The organism is Gemmatimonadaceae bacterium (assembly GCA_019637355.1).
Lineage (GTDB): Bacteria > Gemmatimonadota > Gemmatimonadetes > Gemmatimonadales > Gemmatimonadaceae > Pseudogemmatithrix.
Window position 1 is genome coordinate 2,989,993 of sequence record JAHBVT010000001.1, and the last position, 17,004, is coordinate 3,006,996.

15 protein-coding genes are annotated in these 17,004 nt (G+C 69.9%); 12 read left to right on the forward strand and 3 right to left on the reverse strand.

Going from position 1 to position 17,004, the window contains the following annotated elements; translation table 11 throughout:
- Positions 1-8: 8 nt before the first annotated feature.
- From KF689_13700 to queF, 12 genes are all read left to right on the forward strand, one after another.
- Positions 9-1,295, forward strand: a complete 1,287-nt coding sequence (locus KF689_13700; GenBank protein MBX3134431.1) for an insulinase family protein — start codon at positions 9-11, stop codon at positions 1,293-1,295.
- Positions 1,292-2,662, forward strand: coding sequence for an insulinase family protein (locus tag KF689_13705; GenBank protein ID MBX3134432.1), 1,371 nt, complete (start codon positions 1,292-1,294; stop codon positions 2,660-2,662). The genes KF689_13700 and KF689_13705 overlap by 4 nt, the downstream gene beginning before the upstream one ends.
- The gene (locus KF689_13710) at positions 2,659-3,219 is read left to right on the forward strand and encodes an NUDIX hydrolase (GenBank protein MBX3134433.1); all 561 of its coding nucleotides are present in this window, start codon (positions 2,659-2,661) and stop codon (positions 3,217-3,219) included. Before KF689_13705 ends, KF689_13710 begins: the two co-directional genes overlap by 4 nt.
- Positions 3,220-3,370: 151 nt before the next feature.
- Complete coding sequence (locus tag KF689_13715; protein MBX3134434.1) at positions 3,371-4,009, forward strand: sigma-70 family RNA polymerase sigma factor; 639 nt, start codon at positions 3,371-3,373, stop codon at positions 4,007-4,009.
- Between the two features lie 372 nt (positions 4,010-4,381).
- Positions 4,382-5,440 carry a DNA polymerase III subunit delta gene (holA, locus tag KF689_13720; GenBank protein ID MBX3134435.1) on the forward strand — a complete coding sequence of 353 codons (1,059 nt, stop codon included), beginning with the start codon at positions 4,382-4,384 and terminating at the stop codon, positions 5,438-5,440.
- The gene (locus tag KF689_13725) at positions 5,440-6,246 is read left to right on the forward strand and encodes an SPOR domain-containing protein (GenBank protein MBX3134436.1); all 807 of its coding nucleotides are present in this window, start codon (positions 5,440-5,442) and stop codon (positions 6,244-6,246) included. The genes holA and KF689_13725 overlap by 1 nt, the downstream gene beginning before the upstream one ends.
- Before the next feature lie 23 nt (positions 6,247-6,269).
- Complete coding sequence (gene mutS, locus KF689_13730; GenBank protein MBX3134437.1) at positions 6,270-8,930, forward strand: DNA mismatch repair protein MutS; 2,661 nt, start codon at positions 6,270-6,272, stop codon at positions 8,928-8,930.
- Between the two features lie 34 nt (positions 8,931-8,964).
- Positions 8,965-10,365, forward strand: a complete 1,401-nt coding sequence (locus KF689_13735; GenBank protein ID MBX3134438.1) for a pyridoxal-phosphate dependent enzyme — start codon at positions 8,965-8,967, stop codon at positions 10,363-10,365.
- A 1-nt stretch (position 10,366) separates the two neighbouring features.
- On the forward strand, positions 10,367-11,293 hold the full coding sequence (locus KF689_13740) for a D-alanine--D-alanine ligase (GenBank protein MBX3134439.1): 927 nt from the start codon (positions 10,367-10,369) through the stop codon (positions 11,291-11,293).
- Positions 11,294-11,305: 12 nt separating this feature from the next.
- Positions 11,306-11,965, forward strand: a complete 660-nt coding sequence (locus KF689_13745) for a hypothetical protein (protein ID MBX3134440.1) — start codon at positions 11,306-11,308, stop codon at positions 11,963-11,965.
- Between the two features lie 4 nt (positions 11,966-11,969).
- Entirely contained in the window at positions 11,970-12,893 is a 924-nt protein-coding gene (locus KF689_13750; protein MBX3134441.1) for a rhomboid family intramembrane serine protease, read from the forward strand.
- A gap of 5 nt (positions 12,894-12,898) precedes the next feature.
- Positions 12,899-13,294 (forward strand): preQ(1) synthase, encoded by a 396-nt coding sequence (gene queF / locus KF689_13755; GenBank protein MBX3134442.1) that lies wholly within the window; start codon positions 12,899-12,901, stop codon positions 13,292-13,294.
- Between the two features lie 9 nt (positions 13,295-13,303).
- Here queF and KF689_13760 read toward each other — a convergent pair whose 3' ends face one another.
- From KF689_13760 to KF689_13770, 3 genes are read right to left on the reverse strand one after another with little or no spacing between them, the layout of a single operon-like run.
- A complete protein-coding gene (locus tag KF689_13760) occupies positions 13,304-14,194 on the reverse strand; it encodes an ACT domain-containing protein (protein MBX3134443.1) in 891 nt (296 codons plus the stop codon).
- Positions 14,191-15,651 (reverse strand): insulinase family protein, encoded by a 1,461-nt coding sequence (locus KF689_13765; protein MBX3134444.1) that lies wholly within the window; start codon positions 15,649-15,651, stop codon positions 14,191-14,193. Before KF689_13765 ends, KF689_13760 begins: the two co-directional genes overlap by 4 nt.
- Positions 15,648-16,997, reverse strand: coding sequence for an insulinase family protein (locus KF689_13770; protein MBX3134445.1), 1,350 nt, complete (start codon positions 16,995-16,997; stop codon positions 15,648-15,650). Before KF689_13770 ends, KF689_13765 begins: the two co-directional genes overlap by 4 nt.
- Between the last annotated feature and the right edge of the window lie 7 nt (positions 16,998-17,004).

Consider the following 17,004-nt stretch of genomic DNA (forward strand, 5'->3'; position numbering starts at 1 on the left):
GGAGTTCCGTGCTGCAACTGCCGATCGCGACGCACGCGCTGGCCAACGGCCTGCGCGTCGTCCTCTCCGAAGACCACGCGACGCCGATCGTCGCCGTGAACCTCTGGTACCACGTGGGCTCGGCGAACGAACGCGAGGGACGCACGGGCTTCGCGCACCTGTTCGAGCATATGCTCTTCCAGGGCAGCGAGCACGTCGCGGCCAACGAGCACTTCGAGCTGGTGCAGCGCGCCGGCGGCACGCTGAACGGCTCCACGTGGCTGGACCGCACCAACTATTACGAGACGTTGCCCTCGCACCAGCTCGAGCTGGCGCTGTGGCTCGAAGCCGATCGGATGGGTCGGTTGCTGCCGGCGATGACGCAGGAGAAGCTCGACACGCAGCGCGACGTGGTGAAGAACGAACGGCGCTGGTCGGTAGACAACCAACCCTACGGCACGTGGTGGGAGCGCCTTCCGGCGATCTGCTTTCCGCCCTCGCATCCGTACCACCATTCCTTGATCGGTTCGATGGACGACCTCTCGGCGGCCAGCCTCGAGGACGTCGCCGAGTTCTTCCGCACCTACTACACGCCAGACAACGCCGTGCTGAGCATCGCGGGTGACTTCGAGCCGGCGGCGGCGCTGGCGATGGTCGAGCGGCACTTCGGCCCGATCCCGCGTGGCAACGGACATCCGGCACTGCGTCCGATGGACCTGCCGCCGCGCTTTGGCGAGTGGCGGCGCGAGGTGGTCGAGGACGATGTGGTGGCCGCCCGGAGCTTCCTGGCATTCCGCGTGCCGCCCTGCGGCAGCGAGCCCTGGTACGCGCTGAGCTTGCTCGGTGCCGTGCTCGGCAGCGGCGAAGGCGCGCGGTTGCCGCGCGCCTTGGTGCGCGAGGCGCGTCTGGCCAGTGACGCCGGGGCGTTCACGTTTGATCTGACCAAGGGCGCCGACCTGCTCATCTGCGACGTCACGGGCCGCCAAGGCGTTCCGCTCGCGACGCTGCTGGAGGCACTGGTGGCACAGGTGGAGCAGGTGCGGGCGGACGGCGTGTCAGAGGAGGAACGTGCGCGCGCACTGGCGTTGCTGGAATCGGGCTGGCTGCTGCAGCTGCAGTCGGCCGGACACCGGGCCGACAAATTGTCGCAGTTCGCTACTTATTTTGGAGATCCGCAGCGCATCAACACCGAGCTGGCCCGCTACCAAGCGGTGACGACGGCGCAGCTGCACGCCGCGGCGCGGCAGTACCTCGGCGCCGACAACCGCGTCTCGCTGTCGTATGTGCCGCGCGTGAGCGCCGAGGTGGCGGCGTGAGCGCGGGAACGCGTCCGGTACCGGCGGCGGTGCGCCCGTACCAGTTCCCTGAGGTCCATCACGCGACGTTGCCGAACGGCTTGCGACTCGTGGTGGCGCCGATGCACCGCCTGCCGATCGTGACGGCGTTGGCGCTGGTGGACGTCGGCGCGGCGAGTGACCCGGCGGACCGGGACGGCCTCGTGGCGCTCACTGCGCGCACGCTGGACGAGGGCACGGGCGCCCTCGACGGCGCGGAGCTCACGGCGCGCTTTGAAGGAATGGGCACCGCCTTCGAGGCCGGTGCCGACTGGGACTCCACGCTCGCGCGCGTGACGGTGACACCGGCGCGCCTGGACGCGGCGTTCGCGCTCTTTGCCGACGTGCTGCGGGCGCCGAGCTTTCCGGACGAGGACGTCGACCGCAAGCGCGAGGAGCGGCTCGAGGACCTCGCGCAGCAGGTGGCGGAGCCGCGCGGACTGGCCGATATGCGGTTCACGAGTGCGCTCTACGGTGGGGCGCGGTACGGCAGTCCGGCGGGCGGGAGCCCGCGGAGCGTCGGCGGGCTGGGCGCAACGGACGTGCGTGCGTGCCACGCGCGGCACTACGGCCCGGCCACGACGACGCTCATCCTCGTGGGCGACATCAGCGTCGACGTGGCGCTGCGGCTGGCCGAGGCACGTTTCGGCGACTGGCGCACGGAGGCGACCGAGGGGGTGACGCGCGCCGCGACGCCGAGCGTGGAGCGGCAGCGCACCGTCGTCGTGGCCAAGGCGGACGCGCCGCAGTCTGAACTGCGCATCGGTCACGTCGGACTGCCGCGCCGCCACCCCGACCACCTCGCCGTGGTCGTGATGAACGCGATCCTCGGCGGCTTGTTCTCCTCGCGCATCAACCTGAACCTGCGGGAGCGGCACGCCTTCACCTACGGCGCGTCGTCTGGCTTCGACTGGCGTCGCGGTGCCGGCCCGTTCGTGGTAAGCACGGCGGTGAAGACCGACGTCACCGACCGCGCGGTGCAGGAGATCCTGCGCGAGATCGACGCGATGCGCGCCGCGCCGCCGACCGGCGACGAGCTCTCGCTGGCCGTGGATTACCTGGCCGGCGTGTTTCCGCTGCGCTTCGAAAGCACGTCGGCCGTGGCGGGCGCAATCGCCGGCGCGGTGGTGCACGCGCTGCCGGAGGATTGGTTCCGGAGCTATCGCGATCGCGTGCGCGCCGTCTCGGCGGCGGACGTGCACCGCGTCGCACAGGCACACCTCGATCCGGCGCGGCTGTTGGTGCTGGCCGTCGGCGATGCGGCGGCGATCGAAGCGCCCTTGGCCGCACTGGCGCACGGCACGATGCAGGTGGTGCCGGCCACTCACGACTTTGCGGAGCCGCAATGACAACGGAACCCGGCCGACTCGACGGCGCGCGGCAGTGGCAGTATCGGTTTCTCGATGCCCACGTGGACCGCGTGCGATTTCCCGACGGCAGCGAGGGCGAGCAGGTCCTGATCCACCATCCGGGCGCCGCGGCGGTGGTGCCCGTGCTCAGCGACCCCGAGGGGCCGGACCCGCAGCTGCTGCTCATCAAGCAGTACCGCTACGCCATCGGCGGCGCGCTCTGGGAGATCCCGGCCGGCCGGCTGGAGCCCGGGGAGGAGCCGATTCGTTGCGCCGAGCGCGAGCTACTGGAGGAGACGGGCTGCCGCTGTGAACGCTTGGTGCCACTGACCGGCCTGTGGACTACGCCGGGCTTCACGAACGAGAAGATCCACCTGTTTCTGGCCACCGGCCTGACGCAGGGCGAGAGCGCCCGCGAGGCGGATGAGTTTATGGAGGTGGTGCCGCTGCGGATGTCCCGGGTGCTCGAGATGATTCGTGACGGCGAGATCCAGGATGCCAAGACGATGGTGTCCATCCTATACGTCGCGGGCTTCAGCGGCGTCCTCGGAAGGTGACACCGACGTAGTCCAGAGAGGACGTTCCATCACATTAAGGTCAGATTAATCGTTGTAATACAACGACTTAGCGCGTCACAGCAGTTTGGCACGGCCCCTGCACTCCTTATCGGCGGGAAACCACCCACCGAACTCTCGATGAGAGGAGAATATGGGAAGCGTCGCGCTGAACCTTCAGGCTGGCCAGGTCGCCTACACGTCGCTTGTGGAGCTGAAGAAGCTCGATGATGGCGCATTGGTGTCCGCATATATCAAGGGCCAAAGCCGCGCGTTCGATGTTCTCGTCGACCGATATCAGAACCGGCTCCTGAACTTCATCTACCGGACCGTCGGCGACCGTGAGCGCGCCGAGGATCTGGTCCAGGAGGCCTTCATCCGCGTGCACCGCCACATCGCGCGGTTCGACGGCGCCAAGAAGTTCTCGACCTGGATCTACACGATCGCCTCGAACCTGGCGAAGAACGAGCTCCGCAACCGCTCGCGGAACCCGCTCGTGCTCTTCCAGACCATCACGCAGGGCTGGGAGGACGAAGAGCGTCCGCTGGAGTTCGAGGATACCTCGCTGCAGCCGGACGAGCTGTACCGGAAGCGCCATATGCGCGACCTGGTCGAGCAGGCCGTGGCCCAGCTGCCGGAGCACCACCGCGAGGTCTTCGTCCTGCGCGAGCTGGAGGGGCGCTCGTACGAGGAAATCGCCGAAATCACCAACTGCAACCTCGGCACCGTGAAGTCGCGCCTGAACCGGGCACGGAGCAGCTTCGCCGAGCTGATTGGACCGGCACTGCAATAGGCACGGAAGGGGGGTGGGACCTCCGAAGGCCAACCAGTGTCGGAACCACGGGGCGTCCTCCAGGGTATCGGAGGGCGCTTCGTCATTCCCGTCGGTCACCCCCTCCGCTCCAGCTGCCGATGCGCTGCCCGCAGTTTCGATCCACCCATCTGGCTTGGCTCAGCCGGGAGCTCCCCGGCAGCCAGGCCATGGCGATGCGCCGGCACGCAGATTCCTGCGCCGCGTGCCGCCGCTATGACGCACAGTTGCGCCTCGCGCTGCTCTTGGCGCGCCACCAGCCTCCGCTGCGCGTGTCGGCGGGGTTCCGGGAGACGCTGACGCAGCGGATTCGCGAGGGGTCGGGACCCGATGGGACCGCTATATTGCCCGCCTATGGCCGCCGTCAGCTTCAAACCGCTCAAGACGGCCCTCGAGACCGGGGGCTTCGCCCCGGTCTACGTCTTCCACGGTGCGGATGACCACCTGAAGGAAGAGTGGGTGCGCCAGGTGGTGGGGCGCGCCACGGAACCGAGTACGCGGGACTTCAATCTCGACACGCTCCGCGGCGCGGAGGTGGACGTCTCGGGCCTCTCGGCGGCACTCGAGGCCCTGCCGATGCTGGCCGAACGTCGGGTGGTGATCCTCCGGGACCCCGCCGCGCTCAAGAAGGCGCAGAAGGAGCGCCTGGAGCAGTACCTCGCCAAGCCCGCTGCCGACACGATCCTGCTCCTCGTGGTTCCGAGCGGAGCCAAGGCCGACGCCGCGTTACTCAAGAAGGGCGAGGCCTTTGAGTTCAAGCCGCTGGAGGGCGACGATCTCCTCAAGTGGATCCAGAAGGAAGCGAGCGGCAATTGTGGCACGAGCATCACGGACGGCGCGGCGCAGCGCTTGGCGTCGTACACGGGCAGCGACCTGCCGATGCTCGCCGGTGAACTGCGCAAGCTCGCCGCGTACGCGAACGGCGGTCCGATTGACGACGCGGCGGTGGAAGCGGTGACTGGTGTCCGCCCGGGCGTGACGTTGGCGGATCTCCTCGACCGCGCCGCGCAGCGCGACACGGCGGGCGCGATCGCGATTGTGCGCGAGGTGTTGGCCCAACCCAAGCAATCGGGCGTGACCACCGTGATGGCGCTGACGGCGCAGGTGCTCGCGATCGGCTGGGGCGTCGCGGCGCGCGCGCGCGGGCTCGCGCAGAGTCGGCTTGAGAGCGAGTTCTTCGGCTTGCTCAAGGAGGCCGGCAGCGTGTACACGGGCCGCGCGTGGGGCGATGCGGTGAAGTGCTGGGCGCGCGCGGTACCGAAGTGGTCGCTCGACGACGTCGCGCGCGCGCTGCCGCACCTGCACGCGGCCGACGCCGCGCTCAAGGACACGAAGGTCTCGAGCGAGGCGCAGATCGTGACGTCGCTGCTGCTGGCGATCACACCTTCCGCCAGCGCTCGCCGGGCCGCGTGATGCGCACACCGCTGGCGTTGCTGCTGCTCGGCTTGGCGCTGCCTGTCGTGGCGGCGCCGGCCGTGGCGCAGGATGCCCCGTCGCGTGCGGCGGTGTTCCAGCGCGCGCAGCGCCTGGTGAACGACGGCCACGGCGCTGAGGGCCGCGCCCTGGTGGACTCGTTGCTCAACGCCACCGCACCGCGGTCGCCCGAGGAAGCCGAGGTGCTGCACTGGCGCGCGACGCTGGCCGAGTCTTGGGACCAGGCGCAACGTGACTACCTGCGCGTGATGCTCGAGCACGAGCGGTCGCCGTTCGCGGCGACGGCAATGCTGCGCCTCGCGCAGGGCGAGCTGATGCGCGGCGACCGCGACGCCGCGATGCGCTACGCGGAACGCCTGCTCCGCGAAGCGCCCGACGCTCCTGAACGGCCCGAGGCGCTGGCGTTGCGTGAGCGATTGTTGGCGACGGGCGTGCCGTCCAGCACTCCGGTGCCGGTCGTCCCCGCGCCGGCGCCGGCGGAGAGCACGAGCGCAGCGCCGCGGCCCATAGCTCCCGCTACGCCCGCGCCGACGCCACCAGCGACACCGTCCGGAGCGTTGCGCTGGTCCGTGCAGATTGCCGCGTTCGGCACCGCAGACGAGGCCGCGACCTTCGCTGCCACAATGCTGGAACGCGGCTATGCCACGCGCGTGGACGGCATCGTCGCACCGTTCCGCGTGCGCTTCGGCTACTACGCCACGCGCGCGCAGGCCGCCGCGGCGATGGACGCCTACAAAGCGAAGGAGCGCGCTGACGCCTTCCTCGCGCAGGTGCCGGCGCCGTGAAGGGTGGTGGCGAGACGCCCTTGATGGCGCAGTACCGCGAGATCAAGGCGCGGCATCCGGAGGCCATCCTGTTTTTCCGGATGGGTGACTTCTATGAGATGTTCTATGAGGACGCCGAGATTGCCGCGCGCGTGCTCGGCCTCACGCTGACCTCGCGCAACAACGGTGGCGCGGCCGAGGTGCCGCTGGCCGGCATTCCGGTGAAAGCCGCGAATGAATACCTGCGACGCTTCGTCGCACAGGGCTTCCGCGTCGCCATCTGCGAGCAGGTGGAGGACCCGAAGCTCGCCAAGGGCATCGTGAAGCGCGAAGTGATCGAGACGATCACGCCCGGCGCGGCGTTCAGCGACGACCTGCTCGACAGCGCGCGCAACAACTTCCTCTGCGCGGTGCACCTGCGGGTGCCGGCGCAGCCGGGTGCGCGCGAGTCGGACGCGCAGGTGGGCATTGCCGCAGTCGACCTGTCCACCGGCGAGTTCCGCCTCGTGACGGCGACGCGCGGTGACGCCGACGCCGTGCTCGCGCGCCTCGCGCCGCGCGAGGTGCTGTTGCCCCAGTCTGACGCGGCGTCGCCGTCGGCCGTCCTCGACGGATTGGTCGCGCCCCTTGGCGCGCTGGTGACGGCGCGTGCGGCGTGGGAGTTCGACCACGAGCGCGCAGCGGACGCGATCGCCGAGCAGTATGCGGTGGCCTCGCTGGAAGGCTTCGGTGTGCAGGCGGCCGACGCGCCGGCCATCGGTGCCGCGGGTGCGCTGCTGCGTTATTTGCGCGACGTACAGCCGAGTGGCTTGCCGCATCTGGCGCGGCCGGTGATCGAGCGTCCGGGCGGCGTGATGCCGCTGGACGAGATGACGCGACGCAATCTCGAGCTGGTGGAATCGCTGCGCGGCGGGGAAGACAGTGCTGGCACGCTCCTCTCCGTGCTCGACCGCACGCAGACGCCAATGGGCGCACGGTTGTTGCGCCAATGGATTCTCGCGCCGCTCACTGACGTGGCCGCCATCACGGCTCGGCTCGACGCCGTGGCTGCGGTGGTAGACGACGGCAGCGCGCGCGCCGCGCTGCGCGAGGCACTCGACGGCGTGCGCGACGTGGAGCGCCTGGCCGGCAAGGCGGCCGCCCAGCGCGCGACGCCGCGCGAGCTCCGGGCACTGGGCGATTCGCTCGCCAAGCTGCCGGCGGTGCTCGCGGCGCTGCGGCGCACGAGCTGCGCAGGAGTGCTGGCGGGCGTCGTGGCCGAGTGGGACGACGGCGCCGCGGTGTCGTCGCGCATCCGCGAGACGCTCGTCGAGCGTCCGCCACTGGCCTTCGGGGACGGCGAGACGATCGCTGCCGGCGTGGACGCCGAGCTGGATGACCTGCGCGCGGTGGCCACGGGTGGCAAGGACGCCATCGCCGCGTTGCAGGCCGAGGAGCGCGCGCGCACGGGCATCAGCTCGCTGAAGGTCGGCTACAATCGCGTCTTCGGGTACTTCATCGAAGTCACCAACGCGCACCGCGATCACGTGCCGGCCGACTACCAACGGCGGCAGACGCTGACGGGCGCCGAGCGCTACATCACGCCGGCGCTGAAGGAGTTCGAGGAGAAGGTGCTCGGTGCCACCGAGCGCATCGAGGCCATCGAGCGGCGGGTGTTCGAGTCCCTGCGCGGGGAAGTCGGGCAGGCCATCGCGTTGCTCCAAGGCATCGCGGCGCGCGTAGCGACGTTGGACGTGCTCGCCTCGCTCGCCGAAGTGGCCGCGCGCGAAGGTTACGTGCGCCCGGTGGTGGATAACGAGGCGGTGCTGGAGATCGTGCGCGGGCGGCATCCAGTGGTGGAGCGGATGATGCCGCGCGACCAGTTCATTCCGAACGACGTGACGCTCGCGCCCGACGCGCGGATGATCATCCTCACCGGACCGAATATGGCCGGCAAGAGCACGGTGCTGCGGCAAGTGGGCCTGCTCGTGCTGATGGCGCAGATGGGCAGCTTCGTGGCGGCCGCGCAGGCGCGCGTGGGAGTCGCCGACCGCGTGTTCACACGCGTGGGCGCCAGCGACAACCTCGTGCGCGGCCAGTCGACGTTCATGGTGGAGATGGCGGAGACCAGCGCCATCCTCCACAGCGCGACGGCGCGCAGCCTCGTGCTGCTCGATGAGATCGGCCGCGGCACCGCGACCTGGGACGGGCTGTCGATCGCCTGGGCCGTGAGCGAGCACCTGCACGAGCGCGTGGGTTGCAAGACGATCTTCGCGACGCATTACCACGAACTGACGCAGTTGGCGGAGGAGTTCGCGTCGGTGCGCAACTTCAACGTGGCGGTGCAGGAGGCGGGCGAGCAGATCCTCTTCCTGCATACGCTGAGGCCCGGCGGTGCGGACCGCTCGTACGGCATCGAGGTCGGTCGTCTCGCCGGACTGCCGGGGCCCGTGATCGCACGGGCGCGCGCGCTCCTGAAGGTCCTGGAGGGCGAGCACCTCGTGCCAGCGCTCGCCGGCGGGCCGCTGCGCTCGCCCGCGACGCCGGAACCCGCCGCGGCGCAGCTGGCGCTGTTCGCGCCGCCGGACCCGCTGGTGGAACGCCTGCGCGAGCTGCGTGTGGACGAACTGACGCCGCTGCAGGCGCTTACGCTGCTCGCCGAGCTCTCGGCGACGGCCCGCGGCGAGCGCACGCCGCCCGTCGCTCCGCCTTCGGGGCGGGCGTAGATTCGAAGCAGTTCCCCCAAATCCCGACCCTGCAATGTCCGACTCTCATCCGCGCCATCGCCAACCCTACGCCAACGTCCTCGAGACGATCGCGTGGACGCCGCTCATCCGCCTCACGCGCGTGACGGCCGGCATCCGCACGCCGGTGTACGGCAAGGCCGAGTTCTTCAATCCGGGCGGCAGCGTCAAGGACCGGATTGGCCTGCCGATGATCGAGCGCTTCGAGCGCGAAGGCAAGCTGAAGCCCGGCGGCACGATCGTCGAAGGCACGAGCGGGAACACCGGCGTGGGGCTCGCGCTGGCAGCGGCGCTCAAGGGCTACAAGTGCATCTTCACGATGCCGGACAAAATGAGCCAGGAAAAGGTGCGCCTGCTCAAGGCCTTCGGCGCCGAGGTCATCATCACGCCGACCGCGGTGCCGCCGGACCATCCGGACTCCTACACGACGATGGCCAAGCGCATCGCCAAGGAGACGCCGGGCGCGGTGCTCGCCGATCAGTTCTACAACCAGGCCAATCCCGAGGCGCACGAAGCGACGACGGGCCCGGAGCTCTGGGAGCAGACGGGCGGCAAGATCACGCACTTCGTCGCCGGCGCCGGCACGGGCGGCACGATCACCGGCGTGGCGCGCTATCTGAAGAAGCAGAATCCCAAGATCCAGATCGTCGGGGCCGACCCAGTAGGCTCGATCCTCGCCGAAGTGTGGCGCAGCGGCGGCAAGAACACGCCGCAGGGCGCGCCGTACAAGGTGGAAGGCATCGGGCAGGACAAAGTGCCCGGCACGCTCGACCTCTCGCTGCTCGACGACTACATCACGGTGAGCGACCGCGATGCCTTCACGATGGCGCGTCGCATCACGCGCGAGGAAGGAATGTTCGTCGGGGGTTCGGCGGGCCTCATCGCGCACGCCGCGCTCTCGGTGGCGCGACGCGTGAACGATCCCGACGCCTGCGTGGTAACGGTGCTCTGCGACACCGGCGAGCGGTATCTCTCGAAGGTGTTCAACGACGAATGGATGCGCGAGAACCAGCTGCTCGACGCCGAGAAGGTGACGCTGGGCCAGCTGCTCGGCGCCAAGGGCGGCGCGATTCCCGCCCTGGTGAGCGCGCAGCCGGGCCAGAGCGTGCGACAGGCGCTGGGCCTGATGCGGCTCCACGACGTCTCGCAGCTGCCGGTGATGGACGGCGCGGCCTGCGTGGGCTCGGTGAACGAAGCCACGCTCGGCGTGCGCAGCCTCGAGAACACCAAGGTACTCGACCAATCCGTGAGCGACGTGATGGATGCACCGTTCCCGGTGGTGGATGCGACCACGGCGGCCGACGCGGCGGTGAAGATGCTGGGGCGCAGCAACCCGGCGGTGCTGGTGCGCGACCACGGGACCGTGCAGGGCATCCTCACGCGCAGCGACCTGCTGCAATTCCTGATGGCGCGCTGACGTGAAGATCCTTGTGCTCTATGGCGGCAGCTCAGCGGAGCGCGACGTCTCGCGTCTGAGCGGTGCACGCGTGGCGGCGGCGCTGCGCGAGCGCGGACACACCGTGTCCGAGGCCGATCCGCATCCCGACCCCTTTGCCGTGTTGGCCGCCGCGCGCGCCGCCGACGTGACCTGGCTGGCGTTGCACGGCGGCGACGGCGAGGACGGCACGATCCAGGCCCTGCTTGACCTCGCCCAGGTGCGCTACACCGGCAGCGGCGTGCTGGCCAGCGCGCTGGCGATGGACAAGGATCTGTCCAAGCGGCTGTTCCGCACGGCGGGTGTGCCGACCGCCGAGTGGCGGATGGTGACGGACGCGAATTCACCGGCGTGGCGGGAACGGACCTATGCCGACGAGACGTTCGCCGCCTTGGGTCCGAAGGTCGTGGTGAAGCCGTCCAAGCAGGGGTCGACGGTGGGCCTGTCGATCGTCTCGGAACCTGGGCAGCTGGCGGGGGCTATCTCAGAGGCGTTCCGGCACGACGACGAAGTGATGCTCGAGGCCTTCGTGCCTGGCCGCGAACTGACGGTGGGCGTGCTGAGCGGAATGGTGCTGCCGGTTGGCGAAATCATCCCCAAGCACGACATTTACGATTACGAGTGCAAGTACACGGCCGGGATGGCGGAGGAGCTGTTTCCGGCGCCGATCCCCGAGCCGGTGCGCGACGACGTACAGCGGCTGGCATTGGCGGCGTATGCGGCGCTGAAGCTGCGGGGCTGTGCGCGCATCGACTTCCGCCTGGATCCGGACGGGCGACTGTGGTGCCTGGAGGCCAACACGCTTCCGGGAATGACGGGAACGAGCTTGGTGCCGCAGGCGGCCCAGGCGGCAGGGATTGGGTTTCCGGAACTTTGTGAACGGATCGCGCTGGACGCGATTCGTGGGTAAGGGAGGCAGGAGATGACCGCAGCAATGCCATTGGCTGCCGCGCTGGCTGGCGTCCCGGCCGGCGTGCAGGCGTTCGGCCCCTGGGCCGGCCGCCGCCAGCTCTTCGTGCGCTTCGCGGGCGAAGCCGAGACGGCCACGATGTATCTCGCACCGGCGCTCATCCGAGAGATCCAGCGGCAGCTGAAGCGTTCGGCCTTCCACTCCATCGTCATCAGCGGCCGCGATCCGCTCGGCAGCGTGGCGTTCCTCGTGGCGGCGCTCGACGGCGTACGGCCGTCGATCCCGGTGATGTTGGATACGGACGGCCTGCGGCCCGAGGAACTCTCCGGCTTGCTGCCGCACCTGGCGCTGGTGCAGGTCACGGTGGAGTTCACCGGCAGCGAGGCGGCCCTCGACGAAGCCATCGCGTCGGTCAAGGCCGCGGCGGCGGGGCAGGTGCCGCACGCGCTCGTGCTCGTGCCGCGCGAGGACACCACCGACTCGATGATCCTGCGCTTGGTCGAGGGAGCGCACGCGGCCAGCGCGGCGGTGCAGGTGGTGATCCATCCGCCGGCGGGCGAGAATCCCTCGGTGCTTGACCGCCGCTGGGCCACGCTGCTCGAGCAAGTGATGGCGGTGCACCCCGATGCCCGGCTCGCAATGCGCGTGCCGCCGCCGACGGGGCTGCGCTGACGCCGTGACGACCGTCCCGCCGCGTCCTGCCGCGCCAGCGCCGCTGATTCCCTCGGCGGTGCTGGGGTTGGTGTGCGCGTTGGTGGGCGTGCACTTCCTGCGCTGGACGGTGCTGCAGCCGGAAGTGCTGATCGAGAGCTTCGCGTTCCACCGCGGCGATCTCGACGCGGGGCGCTGGTGGTCGGTGGCGACCTACCCGCTGGTGCAGCCGAGCGCGACGATGCTCTTCGTGGCCTGCTACGCGCTGCTGGTCTTCGGCCCGCGGCTCGAACGGCTCTGGGGTCCGCGGCGCTTCGTGGGCTTCGCCGTCCTTGCGGCGCTGGGCGGCTGGATGGTGCACCTGTTCGTCGGGGGCGGCGCGCCGCTGCTGGGTGCCGCGAGCATTGCGCTCGGCGTGCTTGGGGCGCACGCGCTGCGCTGGGGCACGGAGGAGCAAGTGCTGGCCGGTGGCTTCACGATGCGCGTGCGCTGGGCGGCGGCGTTCGTGGCGGCGGTCGTGCTGCTGGCCGGATTGCAGGAGCCCATCGGGGGCGGCGCGGCCTTCCTCGCGCACCTCGGTGGCCTCGGCGCGGCCTGGGTGTTCACGCGCGCGACGAGCGTGCTGATGGTGGAACGCTTTCGCGACGGCGTCTCGGCGATGCCGGACGAACCGCCCGAAGACCAACCGCCGCGCGCCGTGCCCAAGACCCTGCCGCGTTCGCGTGCGCAACGCGAGGGCATCGACGACGTAGTGGCGCGCAGCAACGCGCAGTCCACGCGGCGCCCGGCGCCGCAGCCGCGGCCCGCGTCGCGCCCGGCCGGTGAGCCGGCCGCGGCGCCCACGCTCGACGCCATTCTCGACAAGATCTCCACGCACGGCCTCGACGGACTCAGCGCCGAGGAACGCCGCGTACTCGACGACCACTCGCGCCGCCTGCGCGACTCCTAACTGCGATGCCACAGCCCGAACTGCTCGAGACCTTCCCGAATCCGTACGCCGATCGGGACTACGAGATCTTTATGACGACGCCGGAGTTCACGTCGCTGTGCCCGTTGGGTGGCGTGGAATCCGACGCGGCGGAGCTGGCCCTGCTCAAGGGAGGCGCGCCGGACTTCGCGACGATCAACATCACCTACGTGCCGGATGTCGTCTGCCTCGAGCTCAAGAGCCTGAAGCTGTATCTCTGGAGCTTCCGCAACGATGGCATCTTCTATGAGCGCGTGGTGAATCGTATCCTCGACGACCTCGTGGCGGCGGCACAGCCGCGGTCGATGAAGGTCGTGGGCGACTTCAACGTGCGCGGCGGCCTCAAGAGCATCATCAGCGCCGAGTACCGCAAGGCGCGCTGAGCGCGCCGGTCAGATCGGCGAGACGGCGCCGGAGCTCCAGCCGATGCTGCCGCGGCGCCCGGCGCCCCAGCGCGGGAAGGTTCCGAGATGCCGGGCGGTGGCGCTGTGCTCCGAGATCTCCGCCAGCACCGATTCCGCGGGCGCGTCGCCGACCAAGTGGTCGAACTCGATGAAGAAGCGGTAGCTCCAGGGTTCGCCCGTGGGGCGAGACTCCAGGCGGCGGATGCTCACGCCGTGGCGTGCGAGCGGCGTCAGCACGGCCAGCAGGGATCCCGGTGCGTCACCGGTGGTCACGAGGACCATCGAGCGTGCGGGCGTGCCGTCGGGCAACGCCATCGGTGAGCGCGAGACGGCGAGGAAGCGCGTCTGATTGTCCGGGCGGTCCTCGATGTCGGCGGCGAGCACCTTCAAGTCGTAGTGCAACGCAGCCCGCCGGCTGGCGACGGCCGCGAATGCGGGATCCGCGACCTTGGCGACGTCCATCGCCGCGCCGGCGGTGTCGTACGACGGATGCACCTCGAGCTGCGGATGTTCGGCGAAGAAGATCTGGCACTGGGCCAGCGCCACCGGATGGCAGAGGACGCTGGTGATGTTCTCGAAGCGCGTGTCCTTGGGGCCGAGCAGGCAGTGGTGCACGGCGACGACGGTCTCGCCCACGACGTGCAGGCCGGGCATCGCCGAGATCGCATCGTGCGCCCCGGCGATGGAGCCGGCCATCGTGTTCTCGATGGGCAACACGGCGCGATCGGCGACCCCCGATGCCACCGACGCAGTGACGTCGGCGAAGTCGCGATACGGCAGGCGCTGCACATCGCCGCCATAGAGCTGCTGGATCGCCTCGTCGGAGAACGATCCAAGCTCGCCCTGGAAGGCGATGCGCAGCCGAGCGCGGTCACTCACGGGCGCGTGAGCTCCTCGACCGTGACGACGCTGACCGGTCCGAGGTTCAGCGCCTCGATGCCGGCCCGCACGAGGGAAAGGTCGCCGACCACGACGATCGTCGCGGCGTCCTGCGGCACGACGCGGCGGGCGACGCGCTGCACGTCGGCCGCGGTCACGGCGCGCACGGCGCGGTCATACTCCTCGAGCCAGGTCAGCGGCAGGTTGAACAGCGAAAGCGCGGTGATCTGCCCCGCGATCTGCGCCGTGGACTCGAGGTCGCCCGGCAAGCCAAGGGCGATGTAGGCCTTGGCGCGGTCGAGCTCGTCGGCGTCGACCGGCGTGTCGCGGATGGCGGCGATCTCCTTGAAGAACTCCACCAGCGAGCTGTCGGTGACGTTCGTGCGCACGTCGGAGCTTGCGCGGAAGGCCCCGGGCAACGGGCGCCACTCGAAGCCCGAGCTGGCGCCGTAGGTGTAGCCCTTGGTCTCGCGCAGGTTGCTCATCAGGCGCGAGGAGAAAGAGCCGCCGAGAATGGTGTTCATCACCTGGATGGCGGCGTAGTCGGGCGTGGTGCGCTCGAGTCCGGGCGCGCCGATGATGATGACCGACTGCGCGGCACCCGGTTTGTCCACGAGGATGACGCGCCGCTCGGCGCTGCGTACCGGCGTGGCCAGCACCGGCGCGGGACGCCGCTCGGCGCCGCGCGCCGCCCAAGTGCCGAAGCGGCGCGAGAGCAGTGTGCGGACTTCGGCTTCGCCGACGTCACCGACCACGGTGAACGTCGCGCGGGCGGCACGGTAGGCGCCGTCGTGGAAGGCGCGCACGGTGGCGGAGTCGAGCTTGGTCGTCGCGAGCGAATCGCCGCCGAGGCTGCGGCGATACGGATGCCCGGCGGGGAAGAGCGCCTGGTTGAAGGCCATCGTCGCGAGCGTGCGCGGCTGGTCCTGCTGCTGCAGCAGGCTGGCCAGGCGCAGGTCGCGCTGGCGGCGCACGTCCGCCTCTCGGAAGGTCGGCCGCAGGACGACATCGGCCATCAGGTCGAGCGCGGCTTCGAGGTTGCGGCGCGCGACGCGCAGCGTGACGGTGGTGTTGTCCCAGTCGGCGCCGGAGTTGAGCGTGGCGCCGAGAAAGGCGAGCTCGGCCTGCAGGGCATTGGCGTCGCGGGTGCCGGCGCCCTCGCGGATCATCAGCGCGGCGAAGGAGGCAAGGCCGGGCGTGTCGTTGTCGAGTCGGCCGCCGCCGGCGAACTGCAGCGTGATGTGCACGAGCGGCAGCTCACGCTGCTCGACGACGCGCAGCGCGGCGCCGTTGTCGAGCCGGCTGCTGCGCACGGCCGGAACCGTGAGTGCGGGCGCCGCGCCGAGGCTGGGCGCACGCGTACGATCGAAGGCCGGTTGCTGTGCGGCCAGCGGCGCCGCGACGAGCGCGACGAGCGCGACCGCCGTCGCGAGGGGAAGGATGCGGGCGCGGCTCACTGGGTGACCCTCGGGGTGGCGGCAAGTGCGGTCCGGCCCTGCGGCACGACAGACAGCGTGACCCGGCCGGTGAGGAGATACTGGCGCACGACGCGTTGCACGTCGGCGGCGGTGACGGCGCGGTAGCGATCGAGATCGCGCTGGAAGTAATCCGGCGTGCCGGTCGCGTAGTAGTACGAGTTGAGGCGATCGGCCTTGGCGCTCACGAACTCGAGGCTGTTGAGGAACTGGGCCTCGATCGCGTTCTTGGCCTGCTCGAGCTCGCGCGCCGTCGGCGGCTGCGAGGCGAGGCGGCGCAGCTCGGCGTCGATGACGCGCACCAGCGTGTCGAGGCCGTGGCCCGGACGCGCCGTCGCGACGACCTGGAAGTCGCCGTCGAGGCGCTTCGACGAATTGAACGCACTGACGCCCGTGGCCAGCTCGCGCTCAAAGACCAGCGCCTGCGTGAGCCGTGAGTTGCGCGCGCCGGACAGGATGTACGAGGCGATATCGAGCGCGGCGTCGTCGGTCGAGTACTCAGCCACACCGTGCCACGCGAGGTAGACGCGCGGCAACTGTACGCGGTCTTCGAGGACGATGGTGGTGTCGCGGATCGTGAATGGCGCCGGCTTGGGGCGCTCGATGGCCGGGCCGCGCGGAATCTCGCCGAACATCTGGCGCACCAGCGCGCGCACCGAGTCCGTCTTCACCGCACCGGCGACGACGATGGTCGCGTTGTTGGGCGTGTAGTAGGTGCGGAAGAAGTCCTTCACGTCCTCGAGCGAGGCGGCCGAGAGGTCGGCCATCGACCCGATGGTGCTCCAGGAGTACGGGTGGCCTTGGGGATAGATGGCGGCGACGAGGTTCTCGTAGGCCATTCCGTAGGGCTGGTTCTCATAGCTCTGCCGGCGTTCGTTCTTCACGACGTCGCGCTGCAGGTCCACCTTGGGCTCGTCCATCGTCTCGAGCATCCAGCCGAGGCGGTCGGCCTCGAGCCAGAGCATCAGCGGCAGCGAGGAGACGGGGCCCGACTCGTAGTAGTTGGTGCGGTCAGGGTTGGTGGAACCGTTGTTGTTGGCACCCGCCGCCTCGAGCAGGCGGTCGAACTGCGGATACGGCGCGTTCTTGGAGCCCATAAACATCAGGTGCTCAAAGAGGTGCGCGAAGCCGGTGCGTCCGACTTTCTCGTCGCCCGAGCCGACGTGGTACCACACGTTGGTGGTGACGACGGGGACGCTGTGGTCCTCGTGGACGATGAGGGTGAGCCCGTTGGGGAGCGTGTCCACGCTGACGGGGACGCGCAGGGGGCCCTGGGCCTGGAGGGGCGCGCTCAGGGCAAGTGCCACCACGAGGGTGCGGAATCGCATAGGGACG

What these genes read in the sequence shown, in the direction of transcription:
- queF (MBX3134442.1), top strand. Translation starts at nt 12,899, where the DNA reads ATGCCACAGCCCGAACTGCTCGAGACCTTCCCGAATCCGTACGCCGAT.
- KF689_13770 (MBX3134445.1), bottom strand. Translation starts at nt 16,997, where the DNA reads ATGCGATTCCGCACCCTCGTGGTGGCACTTGCCCTGAGCGCGCCCCTC.
- mutS (MBX3134437.1), top strand. Translation starts at nt 6,270, where the DNA reads ATGGCGCAGTACCGCGAGATCAAGGCGCGGCATCCGGAGGCCATCCTG.
- KF689_13735 (MBX3134438.1), top strand. Translation starts at nt 8,965, where the DNA reads ATGTCCGACTCTCATCCGCGCCATCGCCAACCCTACGCCAACGTCCTC.
- KF689_13710 (MBX3134433.1), top strand. Translation starts at nt 2,659, where the DNA reads ATGACAACGGAACCCGGCCGACTCGACGGCGCGCGGCAGTGGCAGTAT.
- KF689_13725 (MBX3134436.1), top strand. Translation starts at nt 5,440, where the DNA reads ATGCGCACACCGCTGGCGTTGCTGCTGCTCGGCTTGGCGCTGCCTGTC.
- holA (MBX3134435.1), top strand. Translation starts at nt 4,382, where the DNA reads ATGGCCGCCGTCAGCTTCAAACCGCTCAAGACGGCCCTCGAGACCGGG.
- KF689_13745 (MBX3134440.1), top strand. Translation starts at nt 11,306, where the DNA reads ATGACCGCAGCAATGCCATTGGCTGCCGCGCTGGCTGGCGTCCCGGCC.
- KF689_13715 (MBX3134434.1), top strand. Translation starts at nt 3,371, where the DNA reads ATGGGAAGCGTCGCGCTGAACCTTCAGGCTGGCCAGGTCGCCTACACG.